At 71.7% G+C, this 21,843-nt stretch carries 18 protein-coding genes; 5 read left to right on the forward strand and 13 right to left on the reverse strand.

The features are described from left to right. Window positions 1-54: 54 nt before the first annotated feature. The 3 genes from ispF to M1E25_RS07905 all read right to left on the reverse strand — a co-directional run bounded on the left by ispF (window position 55) and on the right by M1E25_RS07905 (window position 2,232). On the reverse strand, window positions 55-600 hold the full coding sequence (gene ispF / locus M1E25_RS07895; RefSeq protein ID WP_251411791.1) for a 2-C-methyl-D-erythritol 2,4-cyclodiphosphate synthase: 546 nt from the start codon (window positions 598-600) through the stop codon (window positions 55-57). Further along, window positions 590-1,360, reverse strand: coding sequence for a 2-C-methyl-D-erythritol 4-phosphate cytidylyltransferase (gene ispD, locus M1E25_RS07900; protein WP_251411794.1), 771 nt, complete (start codon window positions 1,358-1,360; stop codon window positions 590-592). The genes ispF and ispD overlap by 11 nt, the downstream gene beginning before the upstream one ends. A gap of 389 nt (window positions 1,361-1,749) precedes the next feature. After that, entirely contained in the window at window positions 1,750-2,232 is a 483-nt protein-coding gene (locus tag M1E25_RS07905) for a CarD family transcriptional regulator (RefSeq protein WP_003953493.1), read from the reverse strand. Between the two features lie 598 nt (window positions 2,233-2,830). Between M1E25_RS07905 and M1E25_RS07910 the strand changes: the two genes are divergently transcribed. Then, window positions 2,831-3,502: a DUF461 domain-containing protein gene (locus M1E25_RS07910; RefSeq protein ID WP_251411797.1), complete on the forward strand. Its 672-nt coding sequence runs from the start codon at window positions 2,831-2,833 to the stop codon at window positions 3,500-3,502. Between the two features lie 106 nt (window positions 3,503-3,608). Here M1E25_RS07910 and phoP read toward each other — a convergent pair whose 3' ends face one another. Both phoP and M1E25_RS07920 read right to left on the reverse strand, forming a co-directional pair. Beyond that, complete coding sequence (gene phoP, locus M1E25_RS07915; protein ID WP_251411800.1) at window positions 3,609-4,289, reverse strand: two-component system response regulator PhoP; 681 nt, start codon at window positions 4,287-4,289, stop codon at window positions 3,609-3,611. Continuing rightward, the gene (locus tag M1E25_RS07920; protein ID WP_251411803.1) at window positions 4,286-5,701 is read right to left on the reverse strand and encodes a sensor histidine kinase; all 1,416 of its coding nucleotides are present in this window, start codon (window positions 5,699-5,701) and stop codon (window positions 4,286-4,288) included. Before M1E25_RS07920 ends, phoP begins: the two co-directional genes overlap by 4 nt. Before the next feature lie 205 nt (window positions 5,702-5,906). Between M1E25_RS07920 and phoU the strand changes: the two genes are divergently transcribed. The 3 genes from phoU (at window position 5,907) to M1E25_RS07935 (ending at window position 10,529) form a co-directional block, all read left to right on the forward strand. Beyond that, window positions 5,907-6,587, forward strand: a complete 681-nt coding sequence (phoU, locus tag M1E25_RS07925; RefSeq protein ID WP_251411806.1) for a phosphate signaling complex protein PhoU — start codon at window positions 5,907-5,909, stop codon at window positions 6,585-6,587. Between the two features lie 1,028 nt (window positions 6,588-7,615). Then, window positions 7,616-8,521, forward strand: coding sequence for a hypothetical protein (locus M1E25_RS07930; RefSeq protein ID WP_251411847.1), 906 nt, complete (start codon window positions 7,616-7,618; stop codon window positions 8,519-8,521). Window positions 8,522-8,855: 334 nt separating this feature from the next. Continuing rightward, window positions 8,856-10,529 (forward strand): SpoIIE family protein phosphatase, encoded by a 1,674-nt coding sequence (locus M1E25_RS07935; RefSeq protein ID WP_251411850.1) that lies wholly within the window; start codon window positions 8,856-8,858, stop codon window positions 10,527-10,529. Window positions 10,530-10,824: 295 nt separating this feature from the next. Here the strand turns inward: M1E25_RS07935 and M1E25_RS07940 are convergent, their stop codons facing one another. The 4 genes from M1E25_RS07940 to mshA all read right to left on the reverse strand — a co-directional run bounded on the left by M1E25_RS07940 (window position 10,825) and on the right by mshA (window position 16,088). Then, window positions 10,825-12,972 (reverse strand): SpoIIE family protein phosphatase, encoded by a 2,148-nt coding sequence (locus M1E25_RS07940; protein WP_251411853.1) that lies wholly within the window; start codon window positions 12,970-12,972, stop codon window positions 10,825-10,827. Between the two features lie 343 nt (window positions 12,973-13,315). Further along, window positions 13,316-14,077, reverse strand: a complete 762-nt coding sequence (locus tag M1E25_RS07945) for a phosphoglyceromutase (RefSeq protein WP_251411856.1) — start codon at window positions 14,075-14,077, stop codon at window positions 13,316-13,318. Between the two features lie 90 nt (window positions 14,078-14,167). Continuing rightward, window positions 14,168-14,722, reverse strand: coding sequence for a type III secretion system chaperone family protein (locus tag M1E25_RS07950; protein ID WP_251411859.1), 555 nt, complete (start codon window positions 14,720-14,722; stop codon window positions 14,168-14,170). After that, window positions 14,715-16,088 (reverse strand): D-inositol-3-phosphate glycosyltransferase, encoded by a 1,374-nt coding sequence (gene mshA / locus M1E25_RS07955; RefSeq protein WP_372500539.1) that lies wholly within the window; start codon window positions 16,086-16,088, stop codon window positions 14,715-14,717. The genes M1E25_RS07950 and mshA overlap by 8 nt, the downstream gene beginning before the upstream one ends. Window positions 16,089-16,413: 325 nt before the next feature. On the opposite strand from mshA, the gene M1E25_RS07960 reads away from it, so the two are divergent. Then, the gene (locus M1E25_RS07960) at window positions 16,414-17,250 is read left to right on the forward strand and encodes a class I SAM-dependent methyltransferase (RefSeq protein WP_251411862.1); all 837 of its coding nucleotides are present in this window, start codon (window positions 16,414-16,416) and stop codon (window positions 17,248-17,250) included. Between the two features lie 45 nt (window positions 17,251-17,295). Here the strand turns inward: M1E25_RS07960 and M1E25_RS07965 are convergent, their stop codons facing one another. The 4 genes from M1E25_RS07965 to M1E25_RS07980 all read right to left on the reverse strand — a co-directional run bounded on the left by M1E25_RS07965 (window position 17,296) and on the right by M1E25_RS07980 (window position 21,643). Further along, window positions 17,296-17,715 carry an Hsp20/alpha crystallin family protein gene (locus M1E25_RS07965; RefSeq protein WP_251412026.1) on the reverse strand — a complete coding sequence of 140 codons (420 nt, stop codon included), beginning with the start codon at window positions 17,713-17,715 and terminating at the stop codon, window positions 17,296-17,298. Window positions 17,716-17,975: 260 nt separating this feature from the next. Continuing rightward, window positions 17,976-18,437, reverse strand: a complete 462-nt coding sequence (locus tag M1E25_RS07970) for an NUDIX hydrolase (RefSeq protein WP_251411865.1) — start codon at window positions 18,435-18,437, stop codon at window positions 17,976-17,978. Next, window positions 18,434-19,387, reverse strand: coding sequence for a CHAD domain-containing protein (locus M1E25_RS07975; RefSeq protein ID WP_251411869.1), 954 nt, complete (start codon window positions 19,385-19,387; stop codon window positions 18,434-18,436). The genes M1E25_RS07970 and M1E25_RS07975 overlap by 4 nt, the downstream gene beginning before the upstream one ends. A 27-nt stretch (window positions 19,388-19,414) precedes the next feature. Then, window positions 19,415-21,643 (reverse strand): RNA degradosome polyphosphate kinase, encoded by a 2,229-nt coding sequence (locus tag M1E25_RS07980; protein WP_251411872.1) that lies wholly within the window; start codon window positions 21,641-21,643, stop codon window positions 19,415-19,417. Between the last annotated feature and the right edge of the window lie 200 nt (window positions 21,644-21,843).

A 21,843-nucleotide genomic window follows, 5' to 3' on the forward strand; every position in this document is an offset into this window, starting at 1 on the left:
CCGGGTACGGGCGGCTTCCCGGCGCCGCGGCGCCGGGGTCGTACGCCACCGTGTTCAGGCGCCGCCGTGGCCCTGTGCCCCGGGGCCGGCCGGCACCACCAGGGCCGTTGCGATCGCGGCGAGGCCCTCCGCGCGACCGGTCAGCCCGAGGCCGTCCGTCGTGGTGCCGGAGACCGAGACGGGAGCGCCGACCGCGTCCGAGAGCGCCTTCTGCGCCTCCGCGCGCCGCTTGCCGATCTTGGGCCGCACTCCGACGACCTGGATCGCCACGTTGCCGATCCGGAATCCGGCGTCCCGCACGATCCGGGCGGCCTCACCCAGCAGCGCGACGCCCGAGGCGCCCGCCCACTCTGGACGGTCGGTGCCGAAGTGCGCGCCGAGGTCGCCGAGTCCCGCGGCGGAGAACAGGGCGTCGCAAGCGGCGTGCGCGGCGACGTCCCCGTCCGAGTGACCGGCCAGCCCGTACTCCGCGCCCTCCCACAGCAGGCCCGCGCACCACAGATCGCGACCGCGCTCGAAGGCGTGCACATCAGTCCCGACGCCGACGAGCGGGAGCAGCGCGGCGCCCACCCCGTGGCCTACGGCCGTCTCAGAAACCATCGTTGGCCCTCCTGCGGGCGAGCACGGCCTCGGCCAGGACAAGGTCCAGCGGCCGGGTCACCTTGAAAGCCTCCTCGTGGCCCGGGACGACGACGACCTCCACGCCGAGGCGTTCCACCATGCCCGCGTCGTCGGTCGCCCCCTCCCCCTCGAGGGCCACCTTCTCGTGCGCCTCGAGCAGCGTGCCGCGGTCGAATCCCTGCGGCGTCTGCACGGCGCGCAGCCGGGCCCGCTCCAGGGTGGCGACGACCGGCTCGGGACCGCCGTCGGCGCTCGGGCCGACTTCCTTGACGGTGTCCGACACGGGCAGGGCCGGGACGACCGCCGGGGCGCCGTCCCGTACGGCCGCCGCCACCGCGTCCACCGTGTCGACCGGCACCAGCGGGCGCGCGGCGTCGTGCACGAGGACGCCCGTGACATCGCCGGGCAGTGCGGCGAGGCCGAGACGGACCGACTCCTGCCGGGTCTCGCCGCCGGGGACGACGATCACCTCGGTGGTGCCCCGCGCGGCGAGCGCGTGTCCGTCGAGCAGCGTGCGCACCTCTGCGGCGCCCTCCGGGGGAGCCACCACCACGACCAGCGAAACGGCCCGGGAACGGGCCATGGCGCGCACGGCATGCACGAGCATCGGCGTGCCGTTGAGGGAACGCAGGGCTTTGGGCGCGCCGGGACCGAGCCGCAGGCCCCGGCCGGCTGCGGGGATCACGGCGGCGATGCGTGCGGGGATCCGCGGCGGGACGGACGGTTCTGTGTGGGACATCGCTTCCGCGTTCAGGTTTGCTTGCTCGACCGACATGGGTATTTGCTCAGCGTGCCGGGCACGGCGCTCGACCGGTCCCTTCCGTGATAACCGGTCGGGCGGCTCCTCGCCGGGCACGACGACGGACGCAGCGTACCCAGTGGGTCCGGCCTTCTGGCTGCGCACCGTCGAACGGGGCGGCGCAGGGGCCGGGCCGCCGTGGGACGCCGACCGAAAGGCAGGTATCCGGCCACCGGGCCCGGGCTGTGGGGGCCGTGACCACGTACGCCCCCACACGGGACGGGACCTCACCCGGACCGGGCCGGGGAATCATCGAAAGCAGGACGCATACGTGCCGCAGCACCCGGCGGTGACTTCCGTCATCACCCGGGCACCACGGCAGGGATGCGTCAGGACGCGAGAACCTCGTCGAGCAGGGCCTCGGCCTTGTCCTCGTTGGTGTTCTCCGCGAGAGCGAGCTCGCTGACGAGAATCTGGCGCGCCTTGGCGAGCATGCGCTTCTCCCCGGCGGAGAGACCGCGTTCGCGCTCCCGGCGCCAGAGGTCGCGCACGACTTCGGCGACCTTGATCACGTCACCGGAGGCGAGCTTCTCGAGATTTGCCTTGTAGCGTCGGGACCAGTTGGTCGGCTCTTCGGCGTACGGCGCACGCAGCACCTCGAAGACCCGGTCCAGCCCGTCCTGGCCGACCACATCGCGAACGCCGACGAACTCCGCATTGTCCGCGGGCACGCGCACCGTCAGATCACCCTGAGCGACCTTCAGCACCAAGTAGGTTTTGTCCACGCCTTTGATCTGCCGAGTTTCGATGGCCTCGATCAGCGCGGCCCCGTGATGGGGATAAACCACGGTGTCGCCAACCTTGAACGTCATGTGACAGGTACCCCTTCCGTGGCTATCCAGAGTAACACGGGACGAGACCGTTCTGAATGACGTTTTCGCAGGTCAGGGCGCATCTCGGGGCTTGACAACAGCCGCCGTGACGTGCTGTGCACACCCCTCCGGGAGCGGTCTTCGCAGGTCGGAGCGGCTCTGCGGGCGCGGCGAAACAACGCCGGAACCAGCCCGGACGGCCCCACAGGAGGTGCCGAACATCCCGTTTTGCCGGACTCCGAGCGGAGGACTTCGGCTGCTCCGTTCGGGGCTTCTGCGGTACCGGCAAGAACACGTTTCATGAATGGGACGGCGGGAAGACGACCCGGATGTCGATCAAATTCGACCGCAGTTCGGAATCGCTCCTGCTAAACGCGCTGCCTCGCACGTCGGAGGCCTTTCCCGAGATCACGCAGGAGCGGTGGGGCCGGCCGGTCGCCCTCGGGGGCGGGTCGGGTGCGCGGCCCCCACCACGGCTCGATAACCTGAGGCCGCTGACACATCCATAGCGGCTCTACGGCCGCCTCCGCAGTCCGTCCGCGGCCGCGCCCGACCCGGCGATCGGCCGCCGTAGTTCGTCCTAGGAGATGCCGCCGCCGTGAGCTGCAGCCTTCGACGCGGCGCCCTCGCCGCCTCCGCCCTGGTGTTCTCGCTCCTCTCGCTCACCGCTTGCGCCGCCGGCAACAGCGCGGCCACGAACGGGATCCGGCCCGACAACGCCGAGACGTCCGTCGGCGACATCAAGATCCAGAACGCCAACGTGATCACGCAGCCCGACGATGCCGAGGGCCCGGCCGTCGTCACGGCCAAGATCTTCAACAACGGGAACAGGGCTCAGACCCTCGAGTCCGTGACCCTGCCCCGCACCAGCGCCGAGGTGAAGCTCGCCCCGGCCAAGGGCAGCGGCCCGCTGACCGTCCCCGCACACGGCACGCTGATCCTCGGCGGCAAGGGCAACGCCTCGGCCGTCATCGAGAACGGACGCGGCGAAGCGGGCCGCGACGGCGACGCGCAGCGGATCGTCTTCGCATTCAACCGGACGGGCGAGGTCCGGATCACCGGCTTCGTGCAGCCCAACCGCGGCTACTTCACCGAGTTCGGGCCCAGCTCGGAGCCCAGCCCCTCGGTGTCCACGCTGCCCACCGGCTCGGCGAGCCCGTCGGCGTCGGAGAGCGCCTCCGGCGAGGCCACCTCGACCGCCGGTGCCGCCGGTTCCGGGGCCGGGACGGACGGCGCCTCCGCCACCGCCGGGGAGCACGCGGGCCACTGAGCCCGTCCAGGACGTGACGAGGGTCCCGGAGCACATCGCTCCGGGACCCTCGGTCGTCTCGTCCCGCTGCGCGGGGCCGGCGACTGCCCGTGCGGCGTCGCGTCGTCTACGGCTCGAACTTGTAACCCAGGCCGCGGACCGTCACCAGGTAGCGCGGAGCCCCGGGGTCCGGTTCGATCTTGGCGCGCAGGCGCTTCACGTGGACGTCGAGCGTCTTGGTGTCGCCCACGTAGTCCGCGCCCCACACCCGGTCGATCAGCTGCATCCGGGTCAGCACCCGGCCCGCGTTGCGCAGCAGCATCTCGAGCAGGTCGAACTCCTTGAGCGGCAGGTCGACCTTCTCGCCGGCGACGGTGACGACGTGCCGCTCCACGTCCATGCGCACCGGACCGGCCTCCAGGGAGGCCGCCTCGACCTCCTCGGACTCACCGTGGCGGCGCAGCACGGCCCGTATCCGGGCGACGAGCTCACGCGAGGAGAAGGGCTTGGTCACGTAGTCGTCCGCGCCGATCTCCAGGCCGACGACCTTGTCGATCTCGCTGTCCTTGGCGGTCACCATGATCACGGGAACGTTGGAACGGCCGCGCAGCTGACGGCACACCTCGGTGCCGGGCAGGCCGGGGAGCATGAGGTCGAGCAGCACCAGGTCGGCGCCGTTGCGCTCGAACTCGTCCAGTGCCTCGGGGCCGGTGGTCGCGACGGCGACCTCGAAGCCCTCCTTGCGAAGCATGTACGACAGTGCGTCGCTGAACGATTCCTCGTCCTCGACGACGAGCACTCGGGTCACGGAAGGACCTCCGGGGCGGAATCAGGTGCGCTGAGCGCGTCCTGGGATTGGCGTCGGTCTTGTAGTTGTTCTCCCCCGGACCGGTGGCCGGGATGTTCTGCCCCGTGCCGGTGGCCGCGGGCGGAAGGGGAGTCGGGGGGCGGCGACTGCGACTCGCCGGGATCGTCCGGGGCGTCGAAGCCCTCGCCGTCGTCGTCCTCGTCGAAGTCGTCCGGGTCGATCAGGGCCCGGCCGGGCCGCTCGGTGGCCTCGCGGGGACGCTCCCGGCCCACCTCGGGCAGGCGCAGGGTGAACGTCGAGCCCTGGCCCTCCGCGCTCCAGACGAGGACCTCGCCACCGTGCGAGGCGACGACGTGCTTGACGATCGCGAGCCCCAGACCCGTGCCGCCCGTGGCACGTGAGCGGGCCGGATCTACGCGGTAGAAGCGCTCGAAGATCCGGTCCTTGTCCTTGTCGGAGATGCCGATGCCCTGGTCGGTGACCGCGATCTCGATGAGATGCCCGGACGGGGCGCTCACCCGCCGGGCGGCTATGCCGACGCGCGTGTGGGCCGGGCTGTAGTTGACCGCGTTCTCCATCAGATTGCCGAGGGCGGCTGCCAGCTGGCTGCGGTTGCCCCAGACCTTGAGCCCGTCGGGCCCGCCGGTGGCCATCGTGATGTTCTTCGTGCCGGCCTGATGGCGGCAACGCTCCATCGCCTCGTCGACGAGGGCGTCCACGGAGACGGGCTCGGCGTCCTCGAGCGGGTCGTCGTTCTGCACCCGGGAGAGGTCGATGAGCTCCTGGACGAGGCTGGTCAGCCGGGTTGCCTCGATCTGCATGCGGCCGGCGAACCGGTTGACCGCCTCCGGGTCCTCGGCCGCATCCATCACGGCCTCGGACAGCAGCGACAGCGCGCCCACCGGGGTCTTCAGCTCATGGCTCACGTTCGCCACGAAGTCGCGCCGCACCGCTTCGATGCGCCGGGCCTCGGTGAGGTCCTCGACCAGCAGCAGCACCAGACGGGAGCCGAGCGGGGCGACGCGGGCGGAGACGGCGAGGGCGTCGCCGCGGCCCGAACCGCGGCGCGGCAGGTCGAGCTCAACCTGGCGTATCTCGCCGTCGCGGCGGGTGTCACGGGCCATCTTGAGCATCGGCTCGACGGTCAGCTTTCCGCCGCGCACCAGGCCCAGCGCGTACGCGGCCGAGCTGGCCTTGACCACGGTGTCGCCCTCGTCGAGCACCACGGCGGAGGACCGCAGGACGGACAGCACGGTGTCGACTCCGGGCGGCAGCACCGACTCCGTGTACAGCGGACTGCGGACGGTGCTGGCCTGCTCGCGCTCGCTCCAGCGGAACGCGAGCATGGCGATCACACCGGTGCACAGACCGGCCAGTGCAGCCACCGCGGCGACCGCGGCGTTCACGTCCATGCGTCCACACTAAGCCGCTGGTGAGGCCCTGCCGCAGCCTCGGAAGGGACTCCCGCAGGAGACGTTGCCCAGAATTCACCGTGGGGTCGGTGCCGGTTCACCCCGGCGCTCGTGTCCGGACGCGTCACCCCTGGAGCGTGGCAACGTGGGGGTAACCGCCCCGAGCCCCTTGCAGGGGCGGCGCAGGACCGAGGGAAGGAATTCGATGCGGGACGCATACCACGAGGAGCTGGACTCGATCGGCGACGGACTGGTCGAGATGGCCCGTCTCGTCGGCTCCGCGATCGGCCGGGCCACCACGGCGATCCTCGACGCGGACCTCAAGCTCGCCGAGAGCGTCATCGCCGGCGACGAGAAGGTGGACGACCTCCAGCACGACCTGGAGGCCCGTGCGATCGCCCTGCTCGCCCGCCAGCAGCCGGTCGCCACCGATCTGCGGATCGTCGTCACCAGCCTGCGCATGAGCGCCGACCTGGAGCGCTCGGGCGACCTGGCGCAGCACGTCGGGAAGCTCGCGCGGCTCCGCTTCCCGGACACGGCCGTGCCGGGCGACCTGCACGCCACCATCCTGGAGATGGGGCAGCTCGCTCAGCGGCTGATGGCCAAGGCGGCAGAGGTCATCATCACCAAGGACGTCGACCTGGCACTCCAGCTGGAGCAGGACGACGACGAGATGGACCGGCTGCACCGCACGCTCTTCCAGCACCTGATGGACGACCGCTGGAAGCACGGCATCGAGACGGCTGTGGACGTGACGCTGCTGGGCCGCTACTACGAGCGGTTCGCGGACCACGCGGTGTCGGTGGCGAAGCGCGTCGTCTTCCTGGTCACCGGCGAGCACGCGGACGAGCTCACTCCGGCCGCCACCGCCATCGAGGACGTGTAGGGCCGCCGGACGCGGGATCGAGGTTCACCGGGGCCGGGGCTCAGCCCTTCGGCCCCGGTACCGCCTGGGCGAACGCGGCCGTGGCGGCCGATCCACCCGGCGTGCGACGTCGTGCGGCGCAACCCGGTCGAGTCGACGGTCTCCGCCCCGCGCCGCGGCCACGGCAGAGCCTCGCCGTGGACGGGCAGTTGCTGCACGCGCCGCGGCCGGACGAATTCCTCGCCCCCTGGATGCGGCCGGGGGGCGTCTGCGCGTCGCCGGAGTGCAGCGACGTGGTGGCGGACGGGGCACCGGCCGCGTCGAGCCCGGACCGGATCTCCCGCCGGTACTCCTCGGCCGGCACGGTCTGCGGGACGACCGGGGTGCCTCCGACGTGGTCGAGGAGCCGGGAGGCGGTCTCCACCCACGACCGGGTGCCGCCGGGGGGCCGGTCCGGAAGTTGCCGAGCCTGCGCGCCAGGTCCGGCACGCGCATGAGCAGACGGTCGACCTGCTCGGCGAGCCGTTCCCCGGGCACGAGCCCTTGCAGCAGCCTTCCTGCAGGCCGCGGGCAGCGACCCGCGCGACGCCGCCGGGGGCGGCTGCCCGGATCGGCCGTCGGCGTCTTCTTCGAGTCCTTCGGCTCCGCCACGGACACACCGGCAACGTCGTCGTGCGGCGCGGCCGTTCCGGCCCTCCGGCCTGACCGCATCCGGCGCCCGGTCCGTCGGCCAGGGCACCCCCGGCCTTCCGGGCGCCGACGGCTCCTCACCGGGGGCACGGTCGACAGCCGTCCGACCTGCCGGCGTTCGCGCCGGGCGGCCTCCGTGTGGCCGGCCCGGCGTGCGCGGCGTGCGTCCACATCGTCTTGCCGGGCCGGGCATACCGGCTGACGTGGTGTCAGTAGCTGCTGTTAGTTTCCTGCGTGTGCTGCCGGGGATCACTCGTTGCCCCCCGTGGAGCCCGATTCGAGGGGTGCCCTGCACGGCAGCCGTGTGAGCGAACCAGACCGTCCCCGCGACGGACCGCTTTCCCATGGAGGAGCAGAACTTGACAAGACGCAGCAGCCTGAGCCGCACCGCGGCCGTCCTCACGGCAGCCCTGGCCCTCGCGGTGATCCCGTCGGCGGGCACGGCCCAGGCTCACGAGGCAATAACGGGATCGCTCAGCTTCACCGGCGACGCCGGCGAGTACGTTTCCGGGGGCGAGTCCCACCTCTACACCCCCGAGACGACCGAGATGTTCGACGTCTCGGGGCCGACCGGCCGGGGCGCAGCCGGCGTCACGGTCACCACCCCGGAGGGCGAGCGCTGGTCCCTGCACATGGAGGCGCCTTACGGCCAGGAACTGACGTCCGGCACCACCTACACCAACGCCTCGCGCTGGCCGGACGCCGGGCCGGAGGACCCGAAGCTGGAGTTCGGCGAGACCGACCGCTGGTGCACCACCAGCACCGGCTCCTTCACCATCTCCCACGTGGCCTACGGTCCCTACGGCTACATCCGCGAAATCGACGCCACCTTCGAGCAGTACTGCAACGGCTCCACGCTGGCCCTGCGCGGTGAGATCCATGCTCGTATGCCCGAGCCTCCGGCGGAGCTCGCCGTCGGACTGAACCTGCACAGCGCAGGCGCGGTCGACACCGGCACCGGAGAGATCACCGTCGGTGGCACGGTGACCTGCAACAAGCCGGCCCGGATCACCCTGACGGCCAGTGCCTACCAGACGCAGAAGAAGGCGACCGCGTCCGGCTCGTACGAGGACCTGGTCGTCCTCTGCGAACCCGGAGGCCCGGTCCCCTGGGCCGTCTCGTTCACCAGCAACATCGAGCCCACCGCATCCTTCGAACCCGGCACGGCCACGCTCCGGGGAATCGGAAGGGCGAACGACCCCGACTACCCGACGACCGCCGACACCGGCTTCCAGAGCACGGAGATCACTCTCGTCAAGTCCTGACCCCAGGGCGAGCCGGAGGGTGACGGCATTGCACAGGCCCGGGCCCGGGGTTCGCACTCCGGGCCCGGGCCCCTTCCGGTGGATCGGCGGAGGTCGATGCCGCACTCGACACTCCGGCCGCCCGCAGGTCGGTAGCCGAGGCAGTAGTACATTCACCGTGACTCCCCGCCGGCCCGGTGCACCTGCGGTGCGCTCCTGGAGGTTTGGACGAACTCCTCGAGGGGTCAAACTGAGCGCGCGGGGTTGTCATGCTCGGTTTGCCGCGAGGGTCACCCGTGTTCCCGGGGGCACCGGGAACGCAGGGCGTTTTTTCCGGTGACGGGAGGGAGCAGTGATGGGCCCGGATGGTCCGCAGGAAGCGATTGCCAGGACTCTCGACACTCTCGGCACGGGTGCTTACCTGGTGGACGAGCAGGGGTTGATCGTCGCTGTCAACGCGCGCGGCGAGCAACTCCTGGCCCGCCCCGCTGCCGATCTGGTCGGCCGGGACGCCCACGACCTGCTGCACCGCACCAGCGGCGGGGAAGCCGTGCCGAGGGTCCGGTGCCGCATGCGCGAGACCGTCCTCGGCGGGCCCACGCAGCAGGGTGCGGACGAGTGGTTCGAGCGCGGAGACGGCACGCTGTTGCCAGTGGGATGGCTGGCCACTTCCTGCGACACCCGCCCGTCGGCCACTCTCGTCCTCTTCCACTCCGCCGAGCGCCCCGCGGAGCGGTCACCGGCAGGCGGGCAGCTCTCCGAACTGGAACGGCTCGCTCTGCTCGCCGAGACGACCACCCTGCTCACCTCCACCCTGGACATCCACGAGGCGCTGCGCCGCCTGATCAACCTCGTGGTGCCCCGCATCGCCGACTGGGCCGTCATCGACCTGATCGGCGAGCGGGACGAAGTCCGGCGCTTCGCCGTCGCCCATGCCGAGGGCGACACGGTGATGTTCCGGGAGGACCTCCAGGGGCCCATGCCGCCGGTTCCGGAGGAGTCCCCGATGCCCCTGTCGCGCGCCCTGCGCGGCGTCGCGTCCTCCGTCGTCGCCCCCGAGACCTATCACGGCCCGCCCGACTCCGGGATTGCGGTGGAGCAGCGCCGCCTGTTCGAGGCGACCGGCATGCACTCGGCCGTCATGGTTCCCCTCCGAAGCCTGCACGACGTGATGGGTGCCCTCACCCTGGGCCGCGCCGACCAGCCCGATCGGTTCGTCCCGGCCGACACGGCCCTGCTGGAGGACATTGCCCGACGCGCCAGCTTCGCTTTGGAGAACGCCCGCCTCTACCAGCGCCAGCGCCAGGTCGCCGAGACCATGCAGCGCCATCTGCTGCCGAAGCTCCCGCGCTCGCCCGGCCGCAGCATGACCGCCCGATACCTGCCCGCGCCGGACGCGTCGCACGTCGGGGGCGACTGGTACGACGCGTTCGCCGTGACGGACGGAGCCACCGCCCTCGCCGTGGGGGACGTCGTCGGCCACGATCTGGAGGCCGCGGCCGGCATGGCACAGCTGCGCAACATGCTCCGGGCGTACGCCGTGTCCCAGCAGAAGCCGCCGAGCAAGGTCGTGGAATGGCTCGACCGGGCGGCCCTGGACATCGCCGAGGTCTCCATGGCCACGCTGATCTTCGCCCGCATGAGTGAGAACGCCGACGGCCGGTGCGAGCTGTCCTGGACCAACGCGGGCCATCCACCTCCCCTGCTGGTCACCCGCGAGGGCGTGGCCCGCTATCTGACCGACGGCCACGGAATCCTCCTGGGCGTGGCACCCGAGCGGGCCCGGCCCGACGCAACGGCGGAACTGCCGCCCGGGGCAACCCTGCTCCTCTACACCGACGGCCTGATCGAGTCCCCGGGCCACACCCTGGACGAGGGCCTGGACCGTCTGCGCCGGCACGCCGCGGCCCTGGCGCGTCGCCCCCTGGAATCCTTCGTCGACGAGTTGCTGACACGGGTGCGCCCAGCGGACAACGACGACGACGTGGCCCTGCTGGCCGTGCGACACGGGCCCGGCCGGTCGTCTTGACCCAGCCGCTCCCGTGGCTTCCCGCCGGACGGGGCACGGACGAGGTTTCCAGCGTCCTCTGGTCCGTAGCTCTCCGGATGTACTGACCCGGAGCGTCCTTCACGCGGGTGGCCGGTGGGTGGCCGCCGAGTGCGGTGTGGCGGCGGTGGTGGTGCGGTGCAGCGTTCGACCCCGCCGTGGTTCGCGGTCGGGAAGGAGGGGCGGCGGGTGCTTGTGGGTGTGCCGGGAGCGGTGAGGCTGTCGCGCCACGGGCGGGACAGCCAGCAGCCACCGTTGTCGTCTCGCACGGGACCCTTCACACGCTTGCTTCGAGACCTTGTTCGGCCCAGATGATCTTCCCCTGGTCCGTGAAGCGAGCGCCCCACTGATCGGTCATCTGCGACACGATGAACAGGCCCCGGCCGCCCTCGTCCGTCGGTCCCGCATGGCGGAGATGCGGTGCCGCGCTACTGCTGTCGTAGACCTCGTAGGTGAGTCCACGGTCACGAATGATCCGCAGTCGCACCGGTGGCGCGCCGTATCGAACGGCATTGGTGACCAGTTCACCGACAATCACCTCCGCGGAAAAACTGGTTTCCGGCCCGAATCCCCACTCGGCCAGCTGACCGCGGGCCAGGTCGCGGGCGGTGGAAGCGGCTTCGAAGCGGCTGGGGAGGTCCCACGTCCTGACGGAATCCTCGGGGAAGGAGCTCGCGCGCGCCAGGAGGAGTGCGGCGTTGGGCCGGTGGTGTTCCGGCAGGGCGTGGACGATGGCGTCGGCAAGGTCTCTGAGCGGTCGCTCGGGGTGACGCAGTTCGCTGCTCAGAACTCCCCAGGCGATCTCGTCGTCGGACAGGAGGGAACCGGTTTGCAGAGCGAAAACGGTGTTCTCCGACGCCTCGAACGTGCAGGTGGCGAATTGGCTCTTGTCCGTGCTCCCCAGAGGCGGCCCTTCGGGGATGTCGGGGGACTCGATCCTGCCGTCGGGATGGGCGATCACGGGGCCGGGGTGGTCGGCGCGGCAAATCGTGCAGGTACCGGCGATGGGGTCGAACACCGCGTACACGCAGCAGGCCCTGAGCGCCTCACGTTGCACCGGATCGGAGTGCGGAAGGGCGGCCCGTTCCTGATCCAGGTACGTGACGGTGTCATCCAGACGTTCCATGAGTTCCTCGGGATCCAGGTCCAGTGCGGCGAGCGTCTGGACGACGGTGCGCAGCTGTCCCATGGCCGTCGCGGCCTGGACACCCTTCCCGGCCACATCTCCGACGACCAGTGCGATGCGTGCGCCGGGCAGGGCGATGGTGTCGAACCAGTAGCCGGCCCGCCGGCCGGGCAGATTGAGGTAGGCGGTCGCCACCGCGGTCTGCGCCACGGGCTCTCGTGGGAGCGCGCGGCGCTGCATGGTCGTGGCCACGACGCGCTCGCGGGTGTATCGGCGCGCGTTGTCAATGCACAGAGCGACGTGGGCGGCCATCTCGGAGGCGAGGACCACGTCCTCGTCGTCAAACGGTTCGGCGCCGCCGCGTCGGCAGAAGTAGAGCAGGCCCAGCACGGCCCCGTGCACGCTCAGCGGCGCGAGGATCAGACTGTGGGCCTGGTCCGCGATGAGCGCCTCGGTCGAGGCACGGGTCTCCGTGCTCCACAGCGCGTCCGGCGTCAGCGTCAGCAGTCGCGCTTCGCGGTCGGAGAGAACCAGCCCGTAGGACGTCTCTCCGGGAAGCGCGCGTACTTCGCACAGCGGATGAGCCTCCATGTATGCCGTGGAGCCCACGGAGGCGACATGGCGCAGTGCGACGTGCGGATCAACGGGCGCGATCGGAGGGTCGTCGCCGCGCACCACACCCTCCACGAGCTCCACCCCGGCGATGTCGGCGAAACGGACCGTCTGAGAACCCACGACTTCCGGCGCACCGGTCAGTTCAGTGGTGCGGAGGGTGACGGTGTCGACCAGTTCCTGGCAGGTGGTGGCGATGTCGAGCGTCCGTCCGACGCGTTCCCGCACCGTGGACAGGAGAGCGAGTCTGTCCCGAGCCTTCTCGCGCTCCGTGACGTCCACTCTCGTCCGTGCGAGTCCGATCACCCTGCCGCCCGGGTCTTCGAGGCGGAAGATGCTGACGGAGTGTATGCGCAGTTCGCCTGCCACGTAGACGCCCACCAGACGGTCCAGGGCTGGGGTGCCGCTGGTCAGGACAGCACGACTGACGGTGACCTCCCTCGCCGGGTCCGTGAACTCCATCACCTCGGTGAAGCGGTACCCGACGATGGCCTCGGCGGACAGTTTCACCGGTCCCGGCACGCGTAGCTCGGCCTGCACGATCCGGAGGTCCGTGTCGAGGACCACCAGGTCGACCAACGACTGGGAGAGCAGCCCTTCTATCAGCACGGCACCAAGACCGCCGACGGTGAAGGCTCCACCCGCATCGAGGGTCAGTCCGGCGTCTCCGCTGCTCTGGGCGTCCACCGGGCCACCTCCAACGCTCTCCGTCAGCTGGGATCGGAAATCCGTCGGTTCCAGTATGAGACCGTTCGGTTCCTCCGGCCCGACTCACGGACCCGCTCGAGGGCGGACGGCAGCCGACGAGCGCGCGGGCATTTACGGGACTGCGAGCCGCGCGGCCGTGCTGCGCAGCACCGAGCGCAGTGCGACGCCCGCCGCAGGCATCTTGACGTCCACCCATGGCCTCGCGAGCGGCGTCACGAGTGCGGTCCATGAGGACAGCTGCTGGGCCGACCCCGCTGACCACGGGCACGAAGAAGCCTCCCACCGCGACACAACCGCGGGTGGGGGGCTCCTTCGTGGGCGGTTACTTCTTCTTGCCCTGGTTCTTGACCGCCTCGATGGCGGCCTTCGCGGCCTCCGGGTCGAGGTAGGTGCCGCCGGGCTTCACCGGACGGAAGTCGGCGTCCAGCTCGTAGGCGAGCGGGATGCCGGTCGGAATGTTGAGACCGGAGATCTCGGCGTCGGAGATCCCGTCGAGGTGCTTCACCAGGCCCCGCAGGCTGTTGCCGTGCGCTGCGACGAGAACCGTCCGGCCGGCCAGCAGGTCCGGGAGGATGCCGTCGTACCAGTACGGCAGCATGCGCTCGACGACGTCCTTGAGGCACTCCGTGCGCGGGCGCAGCTCGCTGGGGATGGCGGCGTAGCGCGGGTCATCGCTCTGCGAGTACTCGGCGCCGTCTTCGAGCGGCGGCGGCGGGGTGTCGTACGAGCGGCGCCACAGCATGAACTGCTCTTCGCCGAACTCGGCGAGGGTCTGGGCCTTGTCCTTGCCCTGGAGCGCGCCGTAGTGGCGCTCGTTGAGCCGCCACGAGCGGTGCACGGGGATCCAGTGCCGGTCGGCCGCCTCGAGAGCGAGCTGCGCGGTGCGGATGGCGCGCTTCTGGAGCGAGGTGTGCACGACGTCGGGGAGCAGGCCGGTGTCCTTGAGCAGCTCACCGCCGCGGACTGCCTCCTTCTCGCCCTTCTCGTTGAGGTTGACGTCCACCCAGCCGGTGAACAGGTTCTTCGCGTTCCACTCGCTCTCGCCGTGGCGGAGGAGAATCAGCTTGTACGGTGCGTCGGCCATGCCCCTGAGCGTAAACGACCGGCCCGGGGCCCGACCGGCCGTACCGGGTGCCGGACGGGCACGGTCGAGCGGGACCTGCGCCCGGCCCGGTCAGTGACCCGCTGCGGCGTCGTCCCGGCCGCCGCCCGCGGGCTCCGCGCCGCCGGGGCCGGCAGCCGCGTCCCGGGTCAGGTGCGTGAATGCCTCCAGGTTGCGGGTCGACTCCCCGCGCGAGGTCCGCCAGGAGTACTCCCGGCGGATCGCCGAGGCGAAACCCAGCTCCAGCAGGGTGTTGAAGCTGCCGTCCGCGTTCTCCAGCACGGTCCCCAGCAGCCGGTCCAGCTCCTCGGGCGTGACGGCCGACAGCGGCAGCTTGCCGGCCAGGTACACGTCACCGTGACCGTCGATCGCGTAACTCACCCCGTACAAGCGGGTGTTGCGCTCCAGCAGCCAGCGGTGGACGGCCGCCTGGTTCTCGTCGGGATGCCGGATGACGAAGGCGTTGACCGACAGCGAGTGCCGTCCGACCCGCAGCGAGCAGGTGGTGGAGAGCTTCCTCGTGCCCGGAAGCGTGACGACGTAGACGCCCGGCTCCGGGCTCTCCCACGTCAGCTCGGCGTCGTCCAGCGTCTGTTCGACGATCTCGCGTGCCTCGACCTCAGCCATGCAGCGAGCGTAGACGACGGCGTTCGTGCATCGCGGACGTGTAGACCTCCGCCGTCGCCGCAGCCGCGGTGTCCCAGCCGAAGGACCCGGCGTGCCGTGCGGCCGCCGCGCCCATCCGTCCGCTGAGCCCGGGGTCGTCCGCGAAACGGCGCAGCGCCCGGGCGTAATCGGCCGGTTCGTGCCCCTCGACGAGGAAGCCGCTGACCCCGTCGCGCACCGCGACCGGCAGTCCCCCGACGGCCGCCGCCACCACCGGGGTCCCGGACGCCTGCGCCTCGACGGCGACCAGGCCGAACGACTCGTTGTACGACGGCATGACCAGCACCGACGCAGCCCGGTACCAGTCGGCGAGCTGCTCCTGGGCGACCGGCGGCCGGAATCGCACGACGTCGGTGATCCCCAGCCGGGCCGCCAGCTTCTGCAGCTCCTCGGGCCTGGCCAGCCCGCTGCCGCTCGGCCCGCCGACCACCGGGACCACCAGTCGGGTGCGCAGTGACGGGTCCTGGTCGAGGAGAACCGCGACGGCGCGCAGCAGGACGTCCGGGGCCTTCAGCGGCTGTATCCGGCCGGCGAAAAGGGGGATCAGGGCGTCCTGCGGAAGCCCGAGCCGGGCCCGCGCGGCGGCCCGCCCCGCGGCGATGCCGCCCGGGTCGGGGCGGAAGACGTCCAGGTTGACGCCCGGGTGCACCACGGCAACCTTGTCGGGGTCGGCCTCGTAGTGCTGCATGAGCTCCGCGGCCTCGCCGGACGTGTTCGCGACGAGCCGGTCCGCCGCCCGTACGACCTGCGTCTCGCCGATCACGCGGGCGGCCGGCTCCGGGGTGTCACCGGCGGCGAGCGCCGCGTTCTTGACCTTGGCCATGGTGTGCATGGCGTGCACGAGCGGCACGCCCCAGCGCTGGGAGGCGAGCCAGCCGACGTGGCCGGAGAGCCAGTAGTGGGTGTGCACCAGGTCGTAGTGGCCCGGACGGTGCCCGGCCCACGCCTGGTGGACGCCGTGGGTGAAGGCGCAGAGCTGGGCAGGCAGCTCCTCCTTGGCGAGGCCCTCGTACGGTCCGGCGTCCACGTGCCGCACCAGGACGCCCGGCGCCAGTTCGACGGCGGGCTCGAGCGCGCCGGTCGTGGAGCGGGTGAATATCTCGACCTCGATGTCGATGGCCGCGAGCCGCTTCGCGAGCTCGACGATGTAGACGTTCATGCCGCCCGCGTCGCCCGTTCCGGGCTGGTGGAGCGGGGAGGTGTGCACGCTGAGCATCGCGACGCGGCGCGGGCGCCGCTGAGTGCCGGGCAGTCTCAGCCGGGACGGCAGGGAGAGGGTGCCGTGTCCTCGGCTGCGCGTTCCCGGCCGGTGCACGAACTGGCTCACGCGCATGACCTCCTCGATGTCAGCAGCGGCGGTGGGGTGCGCGACACCTCACTGGGGCCTGTAACCATGGCGGCGTCCGGTCCATTTCCGCTTTGCCGAAATGTGACGGACCCGGCAGGGGCCGCCATCCGTTCGTCACGGTCTCGTGAGCCCGCCGCTGCACCGGTGCGCCGGAGGCTTGTCGGGAAGGTGGCGTTTTGTGTCCTCGAGCCGGACGGGACGTGCGGAACAGGCACACGGAATTCCGATCCGGCGAGCCGCCACCGGAGCAGTGCGCAACCTCTCCGGCGCCGGGGATCCGGCGGCACGGAATAGGCTCGGGTCCATGGCCTCCCGGATCCCCGCGCCGCGCCCCTCGCGGCCCGTCGGCACGGTCACCCGGGGCACCACCAGCCCGAACCGGCTGCGCCGCATGGACCGCTGGATCGCGGCGACACACGCCGGGGCCCTGCGCAGGTCGGCCGACCCGGTCGCGGTCGACCTGGGGTACGGGGCCTCCCCGTGGACGGCGGTGGAGCTGCTGGGCCGGCTGCGGCGCGTCCGGCCGGACACCGAGGTGGTCGGCATCGAGATCGACCCGGAGCGCGTCGCCGCCGCCGGGCCCTACAGCCGGCCCGGGCTGGAGTTCGCACACGGCGGCTTCGAGGTGCCGCTGCCGGACCGCGGCCGCGCGGGCGGCGATCGCCGGCCGGATCTCATCCGTGCCGCGAACGTGCTGCGGCAGTACGACGAGAGCCAGGTGCAGGGCGTGTGGGAGCGGCTGTGCACCCGGCTGGCGCCGGGCGGGCTGCTGGTCGAGGGCACCTGCGACGAGATCGGCCGCCGTCACGTGTGGGTGGCGCTCGGCCCGGAAGGGCCGCGCACCGTCACCTTCGCGACCCGGCTCGGGTCCCTGTCCCGCCCCTCCGACCTGGCGGAACGGCTGCCCAAGGCGCTCATCCACCGCAATGTGCCCGGCGAGCCGGTGCACGCGTTCCTGCAGGACTTCGACCGGGCCTGGGCGGCGGCCGCGCCGTTCGCGGACTTCGGGGCGCGGCAGCGCTGGATCCGCAGCGTGCGGTCGATCGGCGGGCAGTGGCCGCTGACGGACGGGCCGAGCCGCTGGCGGCAGGGCGAGGTCACTGTCCGCTGGGACGCACTGGCCCCGCGCACCGCACGCTGAGGTGCCGGACCGCCCGTGGGGGCGGCCCGGCACCGGATGATGTGATCAGCTCGCGAGCTGCTTCTGCGTTCCGCCGGAGATCCGGATCCTGCGCGGCTTGGCCTGCTCGGCCACCGGGATCCGCAGGGTCAGCACGCCCGCGTCGTACGAGGCGTCGATGCGCTCGGTGTCCAGGCTGTCGCCGAGGAAGAGCTGCCGGCTCGCGGTACCGGCGGGGCGCTCGGTGACCACCGTCTGCGCGCCCTCCGGCGCCGGGGAACGGCGTTCGGCTCGGACCGTCAGGACGTTGCGCTCCACATCGATGTCGACGGACTCGGGGTCGACCCCGGGCAGATCGAAGTGGACGACGAATTCCTCGCCCGCACGGTAGGCGTCCATCGGCATGGCCGCCGGCCGGTTGGCGGTGTCGAAGATCTGGCGGGTGAGCCGGTCGAGGTCCCGGAACGGGTCGGTACGCATGAGCATCACGGTCATCTCCTTCGCGGTCAGTGGGTGCGATGCCCTCTGCCCATATATATAGCTCGGAGGAAGAAACTTGACAAGCTCGGGCTCAATTAAAGTGCCTCAACCATGGCTTGAACAGGCAAAAGGCGAGAGAAGACTTGTCAGCAATGAAGCCGCCCGGGGCCGGAACGGACCACCACGATGCGGAGCACGGGAGGCGCGGGCGCCTCCCCGCCTCCCCACCGACGGCAGGTCGGTGAAAAGCGGCGCCGGGACCGACCTCAGGGCAGATGCGGAAGCTCGAGCAGCGCATCCACCAGCGCACGGTCCCGCTCGTGCGTGAGCCGGGCCCGCGCCTCGTCCGGACGCAGCCACAGCAGCACGTCCACCTCGCGGTTCGGCACGAACGCACCGGGCCGGGCCTCCGCCGCCCAGTAGACGACCTCCTTGGGCCGCCCGTTCACCGGGTAGTGGGCGGCGGGCAGGGGCAGTCCCGGAACGCAGTCGAGGCCGGTCTCCTCCCGGACCTCCCGGACCGCGCCCCGCAGCGGGTCCTCGCCGGGGTGCAGCTTGCCCTTGGGGTGCGACCAGTCGTCGTACTTGGGCCGGTGCACGACCGCGATCTCCAGCCCGGTGGACGCCCCCCGGAACCGGGCCGTCGGCCGCCGCCGCCACAGCACGCACCCGGCGGCCAGGACCGGAGGACCCGACTCCGACGCGCCCGGTCCCTGCCCGTCGCTCACGACGCAGGCACCCCCGCCCGCTGCCACATGCGGCCGAACGTCCGGCGTGCCGCTTCGACGTCATGGCGCTGGTCGGCGTGCAGCACACCCAGCGCATAGGCGGTGGCCGGGGCGATCCGCGCGGTACGGGCCGCTGCGGCCGCGTCGGCAGCGGCCTCCGCGGCGTCGCGGTGCCGGTCCAGCGCCTGCAGGGCTCCGGACAACCGCCCGTCCGACGACCGCGCCGCGGCCGGTGCCACCCGTCCGAGCACGTCCTGGGCGCTCCACCGCAGCTGGAGCAGTTGCCGGACCCTGTGCCAGCCGGCGTCCTCGGCCTCGCCGGTGGCCTGCACGTCCCGCAGGGCCGTCGCCCCGGCGGCCGGCAGGGCCCGGACCGCCTCGTCGAGGCGCCGGTCCAGGCGCTCCGCGCACCCGCGCAGCACGGCGTCCGCCGGCCCGTCCACCCCGCCGCGCGCCGGTGGCACCTCCGACGCCATCACGGCGACCGCGTCCGCGACGGCGTGGAAGCGTGACGAGCCGAGCGCCCGCAGGCAGTCCGAGTGCGCCCGGGTGCGGGCCAGGGTGAGACGGCGTTCCAGCAGCGCCCCGGCCCGGGCCGCCCCCAGCGCCATCAGCCCGGCGGGCTCCGGCCCGGACAGCCTGCCGAGCGCCCCGCGCAGCCGGTCGAGCCGGTCGGCGTAGGCGTGCTCGCCGGCCAGGATGCCGGACAGCCGGCAGAGCTCGGCGGCCAGCTGGTCGGCCCACTCGGCGTCGGTGAGGTCCCGGTGGACGTGCAGGGTGCGGCTGATCCGCTCACCGGCACAGCCCAGCCGGCGGGCCGCGTCCGACGCCTCGCCCGCGTCCGCGCCGCTGCTCCGATGCTGTCTCAGGGCGCGCAGGAAGTCCGCTGCCTGCTCCTGGAGGCAGCCGGCCAGTACCTCACCGGCGGTCGGGACGGTCCTGTCGTTCACCGGCGACCGCCCTCGTCGCGCCCCGCCTCACGATGTCGATGATCCACGCCTGCGCCTCCGCGCGTCGATGAGCATCTCCTGGACGTTCCGCAGCGGCCTGCCCTCGGCGTCGGCCGAGTGCCGGGTCCAGTCCCCGTCGGGTCCCAGATGCCAGGACTGGGTGTCGTCCGACATGCCGCTCTCGATCAGCCGGTTGAGCGACGCCCGGTGCGCCGGGTCCGTCACCCGGACCAGGGCCTCGATCCGGCGATCGAGGTTGCGGTGCATCATGTCGGCGCTGCCGATCCACACCTCGGGGTCGCCGCCGTTGGCGAAGACGAAGATCCGCGAGTGCTCGAGGAAGCGGCCCAGCACGCTGCGCACCCGGATGTTCTCCGACAGTCCGGCGACGCCCGGACGAAGCGCGCAGATGCCGCGCACCCACACGTCGACGGGTACGCCCGCCTGCGCAGCCCGGTACAGGGCGTCGACGACGGCCTCGTCGACCATCGAGTTGACCTTGATCCGGACGTAGGCGGGTCGCCCGGCGCGGTGGTGCCCGACCTCACGGGCGATCCGCTGGACCAGGCCGTCGCGCAGCGACCGGGGGGCGACGAGCAGCCGCCGGTAGGTGGCCCGGCGGGAGTAGCCGGAGAGCCGGTTGAAGAGGTCGGAGAGGTCCGCGCCCACCTGGGCATCGGCGGTGAGCAGGCCGAGGTCCTCGTACAGCCGGGCGGTCTTCGGGTGGTAGTTGCCGGTGCCGACGTGCGAGTAGCGGCGCAGTGACTCGCCCTCCTGCCGGACGACCAGGGAGAGCTTGCAGTGCGTCTTCAGCCCGACCAGGCCGTAGACGACGTGGCAGCCCGACTCCTCCAGCTTCCGCGCCCACTTGATGTTGGCCTGCTCGTCGAAGCGCGCCTTGATCTCGACGAGGACGAGCACCTGCTTCCCCGACTCCGCCGCGTCTATCAGGGCGTCGACGATCGGGGAGTCGCCCGAGGTGCGGTAGAGCGTCTGCTTGATGGCCAGCACGTCCGGGTCGGAGGCAGCCTGCTCGAGGAATGCCTGCACCGAGGTGGAGAACGAGTCGTACGGGTGGTGCAGCAGCACGTCCCGCTCGCGCAGGGCCGCGAAGATGTCCGGGGCGGACGCGGACTCGACCTCCGCCAGGTCGCGGTGGGTGCCTGCGATGAACTTCGGGTACTTCAGCTCGGGCCGGTCCAGGGACGCTATGCCGAACAGGCCCGTCAGGTCGAGCGGCCCGGGCAGCGGGTACACCTCGGCCTCGGAGACCTTGAGCTCGCGGACCAGCAGGTCGAGGACGTACGGGTCGATGGACTCCTCGACCTCCAGGCGCACCGGCGGGCCGAACCTGCGGCGCATGAGCTCCTTCTCGAGGGCCTGGAGAAGGTTCTCGGCATCGTCCTCCTCCACCTCGAGGTCCTCGTTGCGGGTCACCCGGAACATGTGGTGGGCGAGCACCTCCATGCCGGGGAACAGCTCCTCCAGGTGCGCCGCGATGACGTCCTCCAGCGGGACGTAGCGCTGCGGCGACGCCTCGAGGAACCGGGAGAGCAGCGGCGGCACCTTCACCCGGGCGAAGTGCCGGTGGCCGCTGACCGGGTTCCGGACCACGACGGCCAGGTTGAGCGAGAGCCCGGAGATGTACGGGAACGGGTGCGCCGGGTCGACGGCCAGCGGTGTGAGGACCGGGTAGACCTGCTGCCGGAAAAGGGTGAACAGGCGGGCCTGCTCCTTCTCCGTGAGCTCCGGCCAGCGGATCAGGTGGATGCCCTCCTCGGCGAGGGCGGGGGCGACGTCCTGCTGGTAGCACGCGGCGTGCCGGGCCATGAGCTCCCGGGAGCGGGTCCAGATGAGGTCCAGGACCTCGCGGGGCTGGAGCCCGGAGGCGGAGCGGGTGGCGACACCGGTCGCGATGCGGCGCTTGAGGCCGGCCACCCGGACCATGAAGAACTCGTCCAGGTTGGACGCGAAGATCGCAAGGAAGTTGGCACGCTCCAGCAGCGGCGTTGCCGGGTCCTCGGCCAGTTCCAGGACCCGCTCGTTGAAGGCGAGCCAGCTGCGTTCGCGGTCGAGGAACCGGCCCTGGGGCAGAATCTCCTCGCCGGTGTCCTCGCGGTAGACGTCCAGGTCGGAGTCGAGATCGGGTTCGAGATCGGAGACCGCCGGGGCGACGACGTGCGGCCGGTGGGCGGCGATCGAGCCGACCGAGGGCTGCGCGGGCTGTACCGGGACCTGAGCGCTGGACTCGTTCATGTCCTCATTCTTCCGCGCCGGACGGAAGAGCGGCGCGGTGGAGGACGGGATGACTGCGGTGGATCCGGGTTCTCCCTCCCGTTCCGGGACGAGAACCCCGGGAGGTGGCGGAGTGGGCCCTTTCGGCACCGGGGGCTGCATTCCGTGATGGTCGCAGCGCCGGGTGAACCGGCGGTGTCACCCGGATGGCGAATGGACGT

Source organism: Streptomyces meridianus (genome assembly GCF_023703325.1).
Lineage (GTDB): Bacteria > Actinomycetota > Actinomycetes > Streptomycetales > Streptomycetaceae > Streptomyces > Streptomyces meridianus.